Raw genomic sequence first — 14047 nt, 5'->3', positions numbered from 1 at the left:
CGCTACTATAAACGGATGATGACTTTACCGAAATTTTTACCCTGAAGAAGGCCGATAAATGCTTCCGGTGCGTTTTCCAAACCTTCAGTAATATCTTCACGATATTTAAGGTGACCCTTTTTCAACCATTCTTGTGCCTGAACAATGAATTCAGGTCTTTGCTGCTCGAATTCCCGCTCGATAAAACCGCGAACAAGCAAGCTTTTTATAAGAATCGTTCTCATCAATTCCGGTAAGCGGTCAACATCGTGGCTCGCATTCTTGACGCCGTTATATTGGGCGATCAAACCACAAACAGGTATACGGGCAAAAGGATTTAAAAGGGGAAACACTGCGTCCCACACCTTTCCGCCGACATTTTCATAGTAAACGTCAATACCTTCCGGGCAGGCCTTGGCGAGACGTTCGGCAAAATCGCTGCTTTTGTGGTCGAGCATGACATCAAAACCCAACACATCATGGCCAAAAGCACATTTTTCCGGACCACCGGCAATGCCGACTGCCTTGGCACCAGCGATTTTCGCGAGTTGCCCGACCATGGACCCGACAGTTCCGGTTGCTGCGGCAACAACCACCGTCTCGCCCTTTTTCGGTTTACCGATGTTACGCATTCCGGCATAGGCTGTAAAACCCGGCATACCAAGAATACCCAAAGCGGTTGATAGTGGCGCGTCAAAATTGTCGAGTTTTTTTAAGTTTTCACCTTTTTCTATGCTGTAACTCTGCCAGCCGCTTGCCGAGAGAACCTTGTCGCCTTTCTTGAAATCTTTGTGGTTGGAAATGACAACTTCCCCCACAGTACCACCGATCATGACATCACCGATAGCAACCGGCTTATCATAGGAAGGCTCATCCGACATACGTTGGCGCATATAAGGATCCAGTGAAAGATAAATGATCTTTATCAACACTTCGCCACTCTTCGGTTCCGGAAGCTTGACTGTTTCAAAAGCAAAATTGTCTTTAACAGGGAGTCCGTGCGGACGGGACGAGAGCACAATGCGTGTTGAACGGATTTCTTCCATTACTGATTTTCCTTTCGTATTTTCCAATCAAAAGATGGACTTCGGAAAGCCGGCTGTCAACAAACGTCAAGTTGGAATCTGTCCACGACATGCAGTCTATTTCGGGCGATTTGGCGTTTTCAATGTAATCGGTGGAAGATTGATCTGATAATGCATTGATATAATGCGGATAAAGGTACAAACCGCAATTGCTGCCCATATGGCAATGGTTGGCGATATAAGCCTTGCCGACCCTAAAAGAACAATAGTCGAGCCGACAATCGCGGCGCTTGCATAAATTTCCTTGCTAAAAATTATCGGTGTGCGACCGGTCAAAATATCGCGTACACACCCCCCTCCTACAGCACTCGCACATCCGAGAATGATTGCTATCTGGATATTGCCGGTTATCTGATAGGCTTTGTCCGAACCGAATGCGGCAAAAAAACCGAGACCCAAAGCATCAAGCCAAAGAGTGGGTTTTTCCATACGCATAATCAGTTCCTGACAAAAAATGCCGAGCAATACTGCACCGATAATTGCGAGCAGATATTCGACATCGGTCAGTCCGACAGGTGGTGTTGCCCCCAGACACAAATCGCGCATGATTCCACCACCGCAAGCGGTAGCCATTGCAACGACAAAAACACCAAAAAAATCGAAACCTCGCCGGATACCGGCACTGGTACCACTCAACGCAAAAACAAAAGTGCCGATAACATCAATTGAATGAAGGAGCATCCGTCAACCTTTTAAAAATCGCATTGCTGTTTTAAGTTATCTTATAACGATTTCCATTTAATGCACATTCGCCTGATTGGTAGCAATTTCCCCGCCTTTTCCGTTTCATGCAAGAGGCCCCATGATTGATAACCAAAGCTTCAAACGAAGGTCATGACCCCGAAAATTCTTACCCCTTCTATTGCCGGCACTCGCTAACAAGAGTTGGAGAATTTTCTGCCCAAATCTGCCAAACGGTCACCCGTTATCATGACTGTGTTTAATTAACCCCGAATATATCCTGAAAGATAAATTCTCTTCCCCCCAACATGGAAATTGGAGATCGGGGCGTCATGAAATTTTCACAAAGAACCAGCCACGACCGGAGCAGAATAGAAATGTCGAAGTAGTTTTTTTGAAATGAATGTTTTTACGTGAATGTTTTGATCTACCAGAAAATAAATTCAGGAAACAAAATATATAAGCATTCGGCCTGTTTTATATAAGCAAGTGAACTGATGAAAATGTTTTGACCGCCACGATATGTCCATTCGCCGGATTTTACATCAATGATCCGATTTCCAAACGTTGAACCAAAATTTTCAGCTCTCTTCGCCGAATTTGTCATTCACGAGTTTTTCAAGTGCATCAAGCACTTCGACGGCTTCCTTACCATGGGTTGTAACGTCAATATGACTGCCTTGAGAAGCAGCCAACATCATTAACCCCATGATCGAATTGCCGCCGACTGTCTGCCCGTCTTTTTCGACTTCCACAACAGCATCAAATGCATCGACGGTCTGGACAAACTTTGCCGATGCACGCGCATGAAGACCGCGTTTGTTAGAGATAACCAATTGTCTTTTGAAAGAAATGTCCATTTTTCCCGCACAGAACTGTTTATCTATTCGTCCGATAACAACATGCTTGGAACATTGATATATTTTCTTCCGGCATCCTGAGCGGCTTTCAATGCGTCGATCAATTCAATATCATTACATTGGCGCACTGATGTGAGTTTGATAAGCATTGGCAAATTGACACCGGCAATCACTTCAATCTTGCCTTCCTGCATGATTGAAATAGCAAGATTGGAAGGCGTTCCACCAAACATATCAGTCAGAATGATGACACCTTGTCCACCATCGACCGAGGCGACAGCTTCTACAATATCATTTCGACGTTGATCCATATCATCATCAGGGCCAATACACACGGTGGCAAATTTCTCCTGAGGACCTACAACATGCTCGACCGCATGTAAAAATTCTTCAGCCAATCTGCCGTGCGTTACAAGCACGAGTCCGATCATTCACAATGCTCCTGTCACCAGCGCCCCAACTGTTTTGTCACTTGGAAATCAACAGTAAGTTCTTTATTGTGGCAGGGGTTTTCTTCCCTGCCAAGAAAAATCTTTATCCACGCAAGAAAAATATTGTTTTTCAACATGATTTAACTGGCTAAATTCATTTCTTCCAAGCTGTTTTGAAACAAAATGCTTCAATCGCCTGACAAATGGTGATCGCATCTGCACGATCGAAAGTCGGAAGAGTATAAAGCGGGCGTTTTATACCACAATAGGTTATTGTCTTACCCGAAGGATAGCGCTCGCCATCATTTGATAATAAAACTATGAAGTCTATTGCCGTTTCTCTGCGGAAAGGCATTTGATAAAGACCGGCTCCCCTGATTTCTATGCCACCGGCAAGTTCTTCCGGCACTTGTCCGTAAAGCTTTCCGTCTTGCGGGAATAATCGCGTATAATCATCACTGACAAGACAGCCATTATGCCCCGCCCATGAGGCGCGTTCAATCAAAGCGAGAGTAAGTGCCGATTTACCGGATGCGGAAGCTCCGGTAAGTAAAACACCTTTCTCCCCAAGGATAAGACAATTTGCGTGAAGTGTGAGGGGATGTTCAGCGCTTTCGGACACAATCTGTTCCTTGTTTTAAAAGGGAATTATTATTTTTCGAGTGGCAAGACGATAATAAAACGTGCGCCCAGTTTTTTATCAGGGTCTTTGTCGGAATAGATATTTTCCGCTGTCAAAGTCCCATTATGCGCTTCAATAATCTGGCGACTTATCGAAAGTCCAAGCCCCGAATTTTTACCGAATGACTCGGCACCCGGACGATCTGTATAAAAGCGTTCAAAAATCCGGTCGATTTTTTCGGCACGAATTCCCGGACCATTATCTTCCACCGTCAATATCAGTTTTGAACCTTCGGCATGCATAGCAAGTTTTATTTTTCCGTTTTCGGGAGGAATAAAAGAACGTGCATTTTCAATCAGATTGGATACCACCTGCCCCAAACGGAGATCATGGCCTGCGACGATATATTTTTTGCCTCCATTACGCGGCTTTATTTCGAGTTCGATGGTTGCCGAAACCTTGTTGCGACGCACTTCTCTCGATGCTCTTACAATATTATCAAGCAAAGCAACCATATCCACTTTATCGGATGTCTCGCGTGCAAGTTCCGCATCAAGCCGCGATGCATCCGAAATATCGGTAATGAGACGATCAAGACGGCGCACATCCTGCTGGATAATATCGAACAACCGTTCGCGCGCCTCATGCGTTTTGGCAAGTGGCAAGGTTTCCACTGCACTTCTAAGCGACGTGAGCGGATTTTTCAATTCGTGGCTGACATCGGCTGCAAATTGTTCGATTGCCTCGATACGAGTGTAGAGCGCATCGGTCATATCGCGGATTGATGTTGACAGATGCCCGACTTCATCTTGCCTGTCGGAAAAATCCGGAATTTCAACACGTTTGTTGGTGCCATGACGAACACGGTCAGCCGCCGCCGACAATTTGCGCAAGGGATTTGCAATCGTATATGCAAGAAACAGCGAGAGAACGAGAAGCACAGCCGCAACAACCGCAAAAACTTTGAAAATTGCAAGCCGTTCCGCCGTTACAATATTGTCAATATCGGATCCCGCTGTCGACAATAACAAGACACCGACCACAGAATGATAGCGTTGCACCGGTACGGCAACGGAAACAACCAGTTCACCTTGCGAGTTGCGCCGTTGTGCGGTTGCCAGAATTCCGTTCATTGCTTTGACAACTTCCGGATAGACCGCGCCATTTCCACCCAACTGATCTTTATCGACAACAATATCGTTTCCATAAATCGTATTGGTGAGCCAATTTCTGAACCGTTCCAGAATACCGGGTTTGTCTTCTGCAATGGGAGGAAGATTATAACTTAAAACCTGACCGCTCGAATAGAGCACCATTGAATCAAGAAGCAGGTTGGCATCTCTATCATAAATGCGGGCACGCGTTGTCTCTGGCGAAATGACATTGCGCAATAATGGTGCAACACGTTCCGGATTGATCGGAAAATCCCAATTTTCTGTCGATTCCGCTTTCGGCGTTATACTTTCGCCTGCCTGCAACTCCATCAGCTTTTCCGGATCAATCAGAATAGAATTGGTGTCAACCGTTGCCGAAGCGGCAATGGCACCGGCAATAATTTTCCCTTGTGTGCGTAAGGATTCTATTTTTGCATCAATCAACCCATCACGGAATTGATTAAGATACATAATGCCGACAACAAGCACACAAAGTGCTGCAAGGTTGAGAATAACGATACGACGTGTCAGACTTGAAAAGAGAAGTTGCTCGAAAAGATAATGGCCACGCCTGCGCAAGCGCCCGAAACGGGAGGTCTTGCGAGAACGCTTTACCTGTTCTGCTTTTTCGTCTTTACCCGCTGTTGCTTCCTCGGAAACCATCCGGTCGCCCGCACCTTTCAGAGCAAAGGCATATGCCGGAACACATGCTTTTGCCGACTGTTAATAACCGTAACGATCCCGCCAATCACCAAATAAACCGGTTTTGATCGGCGGGACAATCGTTATATCTCATTACCGGCTTTATACCTCACGAAACCGGTAGCCAACTCCGTAAAGAGTTTCAATCATTTCAAAATCGTTATCAACCTGCTTGAACTTTTTGCGCAACCTTTTGATATGGCTGTCAATGGTGCGATCGTCGACATAAACCTGATCGTCATAAGCAGCATCCATGAGCGAATCCCGGCTTTTAACCACTCCTGGGCGCTGTGCAAGTGCCTGCAAAATAAGAAACTCGGTAACCGTCAAAATAACCGGTTCACCTTTCCATGTGCACGTGTGGCGCTCCTGATCCATAACAAGATCGCCGCGTTCAATCGAAGTAGCGGCCTGGGTATTGGCCTTGACCGGTTCGCCGCGAGCCGCCGCACGTCTTAGAACCGCCTTGACACGTTCGACGAGAAGGCGTTGGGAAAACGGCTTGGTGATAAAATCATCCGCCCCCATTTTCAGGCCGAAAAGCTCGTCGATCTCGTCATCCTTCGAGGTGAGAAAAATAACCGGCAGATCGGACTTCTGGCGCAAGCGCCGCAACAGCTCCATACCGTCCATCCGGGGCATCTTGATATCGAAGATTGCAAGATTGGGGGGTCTTGCTGTCAAACCTTCAAGGGCTGAAGCACCATCCGTGTAGGTCTCTACGCGGTAGCCCTCCGATTCGAGGGCTATCGACACCGATGTCAGAATGTTGCGATCGTCATCGACAAGTGCAATTGTCTGTGTCGTGGTTGCAATATCTTTCATAGTTTTCCGACTCTTTCTTGCGGTTTTATTTTTGCTGCAACATTCCATTCAATGTTTGAAACGTCGCTGTTTATTTTTACACATATGTTTTCTTTATATGGGTGTCTTGAACGCTTTTGCAAAACAAATGTGGTACAAATTGTGGCAGAGATCACGAAAGTCTTTGATTCAATAACGAAAAATGCCTTTCTTTGTTACGTCAGGATAAACGCGGGTCACATGGTGAAGTTTCATTAACTGCATCTTTTAAAAAAATTAAATTTTTTTAAATCGATTAAATATTTGATATTTAATATTTTTTCTGATTTTAGGAGGAAACACTCACAATCGTGTGGGCCATTTGTTGCTTTTAAGGGCAATAGCGGAGGTACTATGAAAGAGACTGGCATATTCAATCCAAAGGCTTCACTCAAAAGCTTCGGTTTTAAAGATTTGGGCAATGTTTACTACAATTTGAAACCGCCTTTTCTTTATGAAGAAGCAATTCGTCGCAACGAAGCGAAGTTGACAGCCGAAGGAGCGCTTGTTGCCTATACAGGCCAATTTACCGGCCGTTCAGCAAAAGACAAGTTTATCGTTCGCACAAAAGAAACCGAACCCAATATCTGGTGGGACAACAACAAACCGATGAGTCAGGAACATTTTGACCAGTTGTTTGCCGATTTTGTCGAACATGCCAAAGGACGCGATCTGTTTGTTGAAGATCTTATCGGCGGTGCGGATCATGAAAACTCGATCAGAGCACGCGTTGCCTCCGAATATGCCTGGCACGCCGTTTTCATCCGCAACCTCCTCATCCGTCCGGATGAAAAAGCACTGGAATCATACGTTCCGCAGATGACGATTATCAATCTGCCGTCTTTCCGTGCTGATCCGAAGCGTCATGGAACACGTTCCGAGACAGTCATTGCCTGTGATCTTACACGGCTTATCGTTCTGATTGGCGGCACATCCTATGCCGGCGAAATGAAAAAGTCGGTCTTCACCGCATTGAACTATATTCTGCCGGAAAAAGGCGTTATGCCAATGCACTCTTCAGCCAATGAAGGGCCAAAAGGCGATACCGCTGTTTTCTTCGGGCTTTCAGGAACCGGCAAAACAACACTTTCGGCCGATGCAAGCCGCACATTGATCGGCGATGACGAACATGGTTGGGGCAATGACGGCGTCTTCAATTTTGAAGGCGGTTGTTATGCCAAGGTCATCCGTCTATCGGCTGAAGCGGAACCGGTTATCTATTCCACAACCCAGCGTTTCGGTACTATTCTTGAAAACGTCGTTCTCGACAAAGATCGCGAGCCGGATTTCAATGACGGTTCTCTGACTGAAAATACACGTGCCGCCTATCCGATCTATTTTGTCGATAATGCAAGTAAAACCGGCAAAGGTGGACAACCGAAAAACATCATCATGCTGACAGCCGATGCTTTTGGCGTTATCCCGCCGATTGCCAAACTCACACCGGCACAAGCCATGTACCACTTCCTGTCCGGCTATACAGCCAAGGTTGCAGGGACCGAAAAAGGTGTCACCGAACCGGAAGCAACGTTCTCGACATGCTTTGGTGCACCATTCATGCCGCGTCATCCTTCTGTCTATGGCAATCTGTTACGCAAGAAAATTGCCGAACACCATGTTGATTGCTGGCTCATCAATACCGGTTGGACCGGTGGTCCTTACGGCGTTGGCAGCCGTATGCCAATCAAGGCAACCCGCGCATTGCTGAATGCTGCATTGGACGGTTCGCTTAAAAATGTCGAATTCCGCAAGGATGAAAATTTCGGTTTTATGGTACCGAAAGCAGTTGCCGGAGTTGATTCAGCAATTCTTGATCCCCGTTCGACATGGAAAGACAAAGCCGCCTATGACGAACAGGTCAAGAAGCTTGCGGGCATGTTCATCAAAAACTTCGAGAAATTCATTCCGCATGTTGATGATGATGTGAAAAACGCAGCCCCCAAGGCCTGAGTTCAAAAATAAATAAATAATCAAATGAAAGCCCGGTTACTTTTACCGGGCTTTTTTATTGGCGTTTCGACGTTATAATCGCACAAATGAAAAGCGATACAGGTGAACTTTTTATCAGTGCGAAAATCCGCATACGCGAAAGCGATATTGCGGAAAGCTTTATTCGTGCTTCGGGACCTGGAGGACAAAATGTCAACAAGGTTGCCACGGCTGTACAATTACGCTTTTTCGCCTATCGGGCCGGTCTGCCCCACGATATATTTACCCGCCTCATAAAATTGGCCGGACAAAAAGCAACGAAAGACGGCGAAATTCTCATCGAAGCATCGCGTTTTCGTTTGCAGGAAAAAAACCGGCAAGATGCGCGGGAAAGACTGGTTTCACTCGTCAAAAAAGCGGCCGAACCACGACCGCCAAAGCGACGTAAAACAAAACCGACCAAAGGTTCGATCGAGCGAAGATTAAAAGCCAAAAGCATTCGTTCGGAAGTGAAAAAGGCTCGTTCAAAAGTAACCAAGGATTGAAATCTAAATTCCTGCTCTATGTCTTTTGAATGAAAGCCGGAACACACGCTTCCGCTCTAACGATGTGCCGCTCCGCCTCAAAAGGGCAAGACGCGCATTTTCTTGAAAGGAGAATGCAATGGGACTTTTTAATTTCGTAAAATCGGTTGGCGAAAAACTTGGCCTTGGGGAACAAGCCCCTGACGCACAAAGCATTAAAACAGCTTTGGATGGCCTTAATCTTGGAACAGAGAATGTGAAAGTCGCGGTCGAGAACGGCAAAGCAATTCTGACCGGCGCTGTCAAAGATCAGACAACACTTGAAAAAGCAATTCTTGCAGTCGGCAACCTTCACAGCATTGAATCGGTTAATACCGATAATCTCAAAGTAGAAAACGGCCAAAAACCGGCAAGCAATCAAACAGCACAATCAGGCACTTCGCAAACATCTTCAGCCTCTGCTGCCACACAATCGTCAGGTTCACAACCGGCAGAACCGCATTTTTATGAAGTGAAAAAGGGTGACACTTTGTGGAAGATTGCTGAAGAAGTTTATGGAAAAGGTCATGGCGACAAAAACAAGATTATTTTCGAGGCAAACAAGCCTATGTTGAAATCGCCTGAAAAAATCTTCCCCGGCCAAAAGCTGCGCATCCCCGACCTCAATCAGGCTTGATTATTTTATTACACCGCATACCCCGCGCATCCCGAAAAGTGTGAAACGGTTTTCGGACAAGATGCGCGGGCACTCAAAAACCCATCCCTAAAAGTGTGAAGCGGTTTTCGGACAAGATGCGTGGGCACTTAAAACTCATCCCGAAAAGTGTGAAACGGTTTTCGGATAAGATGCGCGGGCACTTAAAACTCATCCCGAAAAGTGTGAAACGGTTTTCGGATAAGATGCGCGGGCACTCAAAAACCCATCCCGAAAAGTGTGAAACGGTTTTCGGACAAGATGCGCCGGTAACCAAAACCCATCCCGAAAAGTGTGAAACGATTTTCGGGATGACATCTATGAAGTTTGGCCGGACTATCGCTGAAAAACAAGAACAGCCATTCCAGACAGGTTTTCCCGACAGGACATAATGTTTGCCTGTCAAAAATACAGATTGATAAATCTGTTTCTCTGACAGAGTGGCCCGATCCTGGCCACCATTTGCTCATGTCAAATTTGCCTGATAAAGCGTCACTATATAAGCCTTTATCCGCTGCAATTTTTCTGTTTTTTAAAAAATTCCACTCAACTGCAACCATTTACAAAAGCGGAAAAGCCAAGCTGATATATCAAATTCCATAGCATTATATAGGGGCTTGAAGGATCGTGATCTTTTCGGTGCTTGAGCACGGCGAATGATGTTCACCATCTTGAAGAGCCGTCAGAGTCTGTTTATTTTCAAAGGATGGATTTTTACGGCTTTGATTATTTTCCGAACTATTTCAATCGCACCGATCAGGAAAATCTGGTTGACGAAGTGAGAGAAATCGTCCGGCAAGCGCCATTATTTGTTCCCAGAATGCCAAAGACCGGAAAGCCGATGAGTGTCCGGCAAACCAATTGCGGAAAACTCGGCTGGGTTACCGACAAAGATCGCGGCTATCGCTATCAGGAAACACATCCTCAAACGCAAAAACCATGGCCGGAAATTCCCCGACAACTCCTAGAGTTATGGCAAAAATTATCCGGATTTTCTGCTCCGCCGGAAGCCTGCCTCATCAACTTCTATTCGCCGGACGCACGCATGGGAATGCATCAGGACAAGGATGAAGGTGAACTTGCCGCACCTGTTATCTCGATTTCTTTGGGCGATACGTGTCTCTTTCGTGTCGGAACGCCAGTCAAAGGCGGAAAAACCCATTCCTTACGGTTGAATAGCGGTGATGTTATTATATTCGGCGGCGATATGCGTCTTGCGTTTCATGGTGTTGACCGGATTTATCCGGAAACTTCTACACTTTTGAAAGTTCCCGGCCGTATCAACCTGACTTTGCGACGTATTACACCTGTCGGGTAAAATGGAAATCTCGTTATTGAAGCTTACTCCATGAAGGCGGCCGCCCGACTATAATGGAAGCGTTTCACGTGAAAACTTTGCGCGGCAATGGCTTTAAATTGGTGATTACTTTTAAAAACTTGAATAAAAATCTCGATCAAGAGAAATGCGTGACAAAATTCCGCCACGCATTTTATTTTTTCGCAAAAACTTTAATTCTAAAAGCAGTTTTTAATGCTGATGTTCTTCATGATTGGCATGCATTGAATCCGGTGCTTGTGCACCAATGCCCGAAACAGTAAAGACGACATCGACAGTGCCGGCTTTTTCAAAAACCATTTTTGCCTTGAACTCGTCACCTTTGTTCAAGGTTTTGTCGAGATCCATAAACATGACGTGGAAGCTACCCGGTTTGAATTCGACTGTTCCACCGGCCGGAATGACCACACCATCCGCCTGATGGCGCATTTTCATGATACCATCAGCCATTTCCATGGAATGGATTTGTGCTTTATCGGACAATTCCGACGAGAGAGACACCAGCCTATCGGCTTCTTTACCATGATTGACGATGGTGAAAAAACCACCGGCAACTTTTGCCCCGTTCGGGGTCGCTCGTGCCCAGACATTGGTAATTTCAATATCACCAATTTTATACTCATTGGCAAAAGCACTACCGAGCGACAAAGATAGAAACAAACAGGCAAAAGCTGCGAGAACAGCAAAGCTTGTTCTGATTGAAATCGAGCATTTTTGAAAAGCGTAAGACATAAATAACTCCTGATATTCGGAATAAAATTCGATTACTAAAAAATTCCGGATGACCGCTACACGTGAAGTTTTGTGTGTAGACCAAAAAGTAACGATCGACGGACAATAAAATCTGTTCAGGAAAATCTATGTGGCGGCGAGCGTGCGTCATATAGGCAAAAATTATAGTGCCCAAGAAGTGACAATGCCAATAAAATGCCAATCGGCTCGCTTGACCGCTCCGATATTTCAAGGAAGTTATCATCGGGTCGGGATATTTGCAGTGCTGCAGAAAGAATGCACCCGCCGACACAACAAGCCGGCATTGGCGCATGTCCTGTTGGCAAGCTTTTTCTAGCGCCTGATGCCGAGCAAATTATGCCGCCATAGGATTTTCCGGCAGCATCGAGGCCGATTAAAGCAGCCTGCGCCATCACGACTGATTGAACAGTAATCGCAAAAACCAGCACAAACCGCGAAAGATGAAGTTTTACCGACCGCATAAGCTGCTCCGGCTCTTCCTGCCCATTCTCCGTTTAATCCGGATTTAGAATGCAGTAAATGTCAGTGTTGTCAAAGATCGCGTGATACCGGGTATATCAAGAATGTTGTCATTGATGAATTTACCGATATCCTTGCCCTCTTCGATATAGATCTTTGCCAGAAGCTCGAATTCGCCACTTGTGGAATAGAGTTCCGAAACGATCTCGCGCTCATAAAGTATATCGGCAACGTCGTAAGCTGTACCCGGTGCACATTGCAACTGGATGAATATTGGCTTCATGTTCATTCTCCTTTAGCCAAACAAACACATGAAACCGACAAGAAATCAACATACTTTCTTCGTTTGGAACTTGAAAACATGTTTATCACGCAAGCCTTGCCGACAACATGCAGGGGCACATTTTCCTTTGTGTCCGACCGGTTGAAATATTTTTGTCCATGCTTTTAACAGGGAAAAGCGCAATGATGTCAGCCGATTTATCGAAGTCAGAGATTTTCTCTCATAAAATACGATCAATAATATTCAATATTATCAATTAAAAGTTTAAAAAATATCTCTACCCCTAAAATCCATTATATGTTTTTTAAATATTCTATCCTTTTAAATATATGTATTTAAATGAAAAATATTATAATTTTTGACTTTAAATTATATCGATAAAATTAAACTTTAAAACAATTGCACGCTTTCCTACAATCGTTTATCTTTTATTTTTCAATGCCGGAAAGGGATTTGCCATGATTCCACCCATTCCTGTGCAAACTTATGTCACTGTAGCGGCGGCTACAGAGCTTACAAATCGTCGTGCAAAGAATCTTGATGGTGATTCAAGTTCTGACACTCTGGCAGAAACATTCAATGCCGTAACACCGAGCACCTCTTCGCAGGCCGAAAATGGCGCACGTCAGGTTGCCAATCGCTTCAAACCTCTGGATAACCGGAAAAGTGCCGAAGAGATCGAGGATGAAGAAGAAAAGCTCCTCTATTTGCTTTCCGAAAAATTCGGCCTTGAAAAACCGCATGGCTTGCCAATTCAGGAAGCAGCAGCCTATCTGAAAGAAATTCTATATTCTCCCCGAAATACTTATGATCTTCGGGCCGTTGAAAAAGACCTCGGATTTGACCTCATCGGTATTTCATTAAAGGATTTTCTTGACGCGATGATTGATAGCAATAGCGAAGCAGCCACACGTGTGAGCATTGCTTTGAAAAACTTTCTCGACGATCAGGAATTGCAGTTCAGACAAGCTGCCCTTGACGAGGATATAGCTACCAATCCGGAAGACGATCAGGACCCCGGAATTTACTCCCCATACGAGAAGTAATTCTCCACCATTTCACATCAATAGACAGCCCTTTAACAAACAGGATTTTGACTGGACTGTCAGAATGTCATGTTCAAACATGAATTCTTATATTTATATAGTTTTGAACGATTGACCGAATGCATTCCATCGCGGTCCAAAAACACTGTCTCAAGCTTTTCTGAACCGGATACGCGCCGAACGTTCAATCGCTGCAACAGTCAAATCTTCAAGCTCGAAATGCTCGCGCAAAATTTGTAAGAACATCAACTCTTCCTGCCTGACATCAAGATCGCTCGCCGCAACTTCAACAGCCAAGGCATAAGCTGTGTCACGCAATCTGGGGGAAAGAGCCGCACCGGTCATTTCAAGTATTCTTTCAAGTCCATCGTCAAGGCCGAGATAAGAACAACATTCGGCCGCCAAAGCATCAAGCCGCTCCTCGTCGAACCCACTAAATACCGGAAGACGCGCAACAATTTCGCTAATCAATTTCAGTTCATTGTCGCTCACCGCTGCATCAGCAGCAGAAGTAGTGACCATAATGTATATTAATGCTTCTTGCGCAGTCAATATTTCCATAATCTTCCCCCTGATCGTATTCTTTCGAGGTTTTTTCCGGTTTTTTTCTTCCGATGATTGACGAAAAGCCGTTTGAGCCATAGAGCTTTCTTAAACGATTCAAAT

The 14047-nt window shown here is 45.3% G+C and carries 16 protein-coding genes; 5 read left to right on the top strand and 11 right to left on the bottom strand.

Going from position 1 to position 14047, the window contains the following annotated elements:
• Positions 1-5 precede the first annotated feature (5 nt).
• The 7 genes from BBC0122_RS00820 to BBC0122_RS00785 all read right to left on the bottom strand — a co-directional run bounded on the left by BBC0122_RS00820 (position 6) and on the right by BBC0122_RS00785 (position 6339).
• A complete protein-coding gene (locus BBC0122_RS00820; RefSeq protein ID WP_077990420.1) occupies positions 6-1025 on the bottom strand; it encodes an NADP-dependent oxidoreductase in 1020 nt (339 codons plus the stop codon).
• A gap of 96 nt (positions 1026-1121) precedes the next feature.
• Positions 1122-1745 carry a trimeric intracellular cation channel family protein gene (locus BBC0122_RS00815; protein WP_077990418.1) on the bottom strand — a complete coding sequence of 208 codons (624 nt, stop codon included), beginning with the start codon at positions 1743-1745 and terminating at the stop codon, positions 1122-1124.
• Between the two features lie 581 nt (positions 1746-2326).
• Positions 2327-2605, bottom strand: coding sequence for an HPr family phosphocarrier protein (locus tag BBC0122_RS00805; protein ID WP_077990415.1), 279 nt, complete (start codon positions 2603-2605; stop codon positions 2327-2329).
• Positions 2606-2628: 23 nt separating this feature from the next.
• Complete coding sequence (locus BBC0122_RS00800; RefSeq protein ID WP_077990414.1) at positions 2629-3036, bottom strand: PTS sugar transporter subunit IIA; 408 nt, start codon at positions 3034-3036, stop codon at positions 2629-2631.
• A 154-nt stretch (positions 3037-3190) separates the two neighbouring features.
• Complete coding sequence (locus BBC0122_RS00795) at positions 3191-3658, bottom strand: HPr kinase/phosphorylase (protein ID WP_077990413.1); 468 nt, start codon at positions 3656-3658, stop codon at positions 3191-3193.
• A gap of 29 nt (positions 3659-3687) precedes the next feature.
• Positions 3688-5475, bottom strand: a complete 1788-nt coding sequence (locus BBC0122_RS00790; RefSeq protein ID WP_077990412.1) for a sensor histidine kinase — start codon at positions 5473-5475, stop codon at positions 3688-3690.
• 141 nt (positions 5476-5616) lie between these two features.
• Positions 5617-6339 (bottom strand): response regulator transcription factor, encoded by a 723-nt coding sequence (locus BBC0122_RS00785; protein WP_077990411.1) that lies wholly within the window; start codon positions 6337-6339, stop codon positions 5617-5619.
• Between the two features lie 372 nt (positions 6340-6711).
• On the opposite strand from BBC0122_RS00785, the gene BBC0122_RS00780 reads away from it, so the two are divergent.
• From BBC0122_RS00780 to BBC0122_RS00760, 4 genes are all read left to right on the top strand, one after another.
• Positions 6712-8307: a phosphoenolpyruvate carboxykinase gene (locus BBC0122_RS00780; RefSeq protein ID WP_077990410.1), complete on the top strand. Its 1596-nt coding sequence runs from the start codon at positions 6712-6714 to the stop codon at positions 8305-8307.
• Between the two features lie 86 nt (positions 8308-8393).
• Entirely contained in the window at positions 8394-8831 is a 438-nt protein-coding gene (gene arfB / locus BBC0122_RS00775) for an alternative ribosome rescue aminoacyl-tRNA hydrolase ArfB (RefSeq protein WP_077990409.1), read from the top strand.
• A gap of 118 nt (positions 8832-8949) precedes the next feature.
• Positions 8950-9486, top strand: a complete 537-nt coding sequence (gene lysM, locus BBC0122_RS00770) for a peptidoglycan-binding protein LysM (RefSeq protein ID WP_077990408.1) — start codon at positions 8950-8952, stop codon at positions 9484-9486.
• Between the two features lie 724 nt (positions 9487-10210).
• Positions 10211-10822 carry an alpha-ketoglutarate-dependent dioxygenase AlkB gene (locus BBC0122_RS00760; RefSeq protein WP_077994383.1) on the top strand — a complete coding sequence of 204 codons (612 nt, stop codon included), beginning with the start codon at positions 10211-10213 and terminating at the stop codon, positions 10820-10822.
• 210 nt (positions 10823-11032) lie between these two features.
• Here the strand turns inward: BBC0122_RS00760 and BBC0122_RS00755 are convergent, their stop codons facing one another.
• The 3 genes from BBC0122_RS00755 to BBC0122_RS00745 all read right to left on the bottom strand — a co-directional run bounded on the left by BBC0122_RS00755 (position 11033) and on the right by BBC0122_RS00745 (position 12335).
• Positions 11033-11572 (bottom strand): copper chaperone PCu(A)C, encoded by a 540-nt coding sequence (locus tag BBC0122_RS00755; protein WP_077990406.1) that lies wholly within the window; start codon positions 11570-11572, stop codon positions 11033-11035.
• A gap of 116 nt (positions 11573-11688) precedes the next feature.
• On the bottom strand, positions 11689-12054 hold the full coding sequence (locus BBC0122_RS00750) for a hypothetical protein (RefSeq protein WP_077990404.1): 366 nt from the start codon (positions 12052-12054) through the stop codon (positions 11689-11691).
• A gap of 44 nt (positions 12055-12098) precedes the next feature.
• On the bottom strand, positions 12099-12335 hold the full coding sequence (locus tag BBC0122_RS00745; protein ID WP_075869935.1) for an Lrp/AsnC ligand binding domain-containing protein: 237 nt from the start codon (positions 12333-12335) through the stop codon (positions 12099-12101).
• A gap of 458 nt (positions 12336-12793) precedes the next feature.
• Here BBC0122_RS00745 and BBC0122_RS00740 point away from each other — a divergent pair, with 458 nt between their 5' ends.
• Positions 12794-13381 (top strand): hypothetical protein, encoded by a 588-nt coding sequence (locus tag BBC0122_RS00740; protein ID WP_077990402.1) that lies wholly within the window; start codon positions 12794-12796, stop codon positions 13379-13381.
• A gap of 150 nt (positions 13382-13531) precedes the next feature.
• On the opposite strand, the gene BBC0122_RS00735 is transcribed toward BBC0122_RS00740, so the two are convergent.
• Positions 13532-13942 (bottom strand): tellurite resistance TerB family protein, encoded by a 411-nt coding sequence (locus BBC0122_RS00735; RefSeq protein ID WP_225868204.1) that lies wholly within the window; start codon positions 13940-13942, stop codon positions 13532-13534.
• Between the last annotated feature and the right edge of the window lie 105 nt (positions 13943-14047).

Origin of the sequence: Ditibartonella choladocola, from assembly GCF_002007565.1 — a bacterium.
Taxonomy (GTDB): Bacteria; Pseudomonadota; Alphaproteobacteria; order Rhizobiales; family Rhizobiaceae; genus Bartonella; species Bartonella choladocola.
The sequence above is the reverse complement of the archived record's forward strand: the minus strand, read 5'-3'. Positions and strand labels throughout refer to the sequence as shown.

What these genes read in the sequence shown, in the direction of transcription:
- BBC0122_RS00820 (WP_077990420.1), bottom strand. Translation starts at nt 1,025, where the DNA reads ATGGAAGAAATCCGTTCAACACGCATTGTGCTCTCGTCCCGTCCGCAC.
- BBC0122_RS00815 (WP_077990418.1), bottom strand. Translation starts at nt 1,745, where the DNA reads ATGCTCCTTCATTCAATTGATGTTATCGGCACTTTTGTTTTTGCGTTG.
- BBC0122_RS00805 (WP_077990415.1), bottom strand. Translation starts at nt 2,605, where the DNA reads ATGGACATTTCTTTCAAAAGACAATTGGTTATCTCTAACAAACGCGGT.
- BBC0122_RS00800 (WP_077990414.1), bottom strand. Translation starts at nt 3,036, where the DNA reads ATGATCGGACTCGTGCTTGTAACGCACGGCAGATTGGCTGAAGAATTT.
- BBC0122_RS00790 (WP_077990412.1), bottom strand. Translation starts at nt 5,475, where the DNA reads ATGGTTTCCGAGGAAGCAACAGCGGGTAAAGACGAAAAAGCAGAACAG.
- BBC0122_RS00785 (WP_077990411.1), bottom strand. Translation starts at nt 6,339, where the DNA reads ATGAAAGATATTGCAACCACGACACAGACAATTGCACTTGTCGATGAC.
- BBC0122_RS00780 (WP_077990410.1), top strand. Translation starts at nt 6,712, where the DNA reads ATGAAAGAGACTGGCATATTCAATCCAAAGGCTTCACTCAAAAGCTTC.
- arfB (WP_077990409.1), top strand. Translation starts at nt 8,394, where the DNA reads ATGAAAAGCGATACAGGTGAACTTTTTATCAGTGCGAAAATCCGCATA.
- lysM (WP_077990408.1), top strand. Translation starts at nt 8,950, where the DNA reads ATGGGACTTTTTAATTTCGTAAAATCGGTTGGCGAAAAACTTGGCCTT.
- BBC0122_RS00760 (WP_077994383.1), top strand. Translation starts at nt 10,211, where the DNA reads ATGGATTTTTACGGCTTTGATTATTTTCCGAACTATTTCAATCGCACC.
- BBC0122_RS00755 (WP_077990406.1), bottom strand. Translation starts at nt 11,572, where the DNA reads ATGTCTTACGCTTTTCAAAAATGCTCGATTTCAATCAGAACAAGCTTT.
- BBC0122_RS00750 (WP_077990404.1), bottom strand. Translation starts at nt 12,054, where the DNA reads ATGCGGTCGGTAAAACTTCATCTTTCGCGGTTTGTGCTGGTTTTTGCG.
- BBC0122_RS00745 (WP_075869935.1), bottom strand. Translation starts at nt 12,335, where the DNA reads ATGAAGCCAATATTCATCCAGTTGCAATGTGCACCGGGTACAGCTTAC.
- BBC0122_RS00740 (WP_077990402.1), top strand. Translation starts at nt 12,794, where the DNA reads ATGATTCCACCCATTCCTGTGCAAACTTATGTCACTGTAGCGGCGGCT.
- BBC0122_RS00735 (WP_225868204.1), bottom strand. Translation starts at nt 13,942, where the DNA reads ATGGAAATATTGACTGCGCAAGAAGCATTAATATACATTATGGTCACT.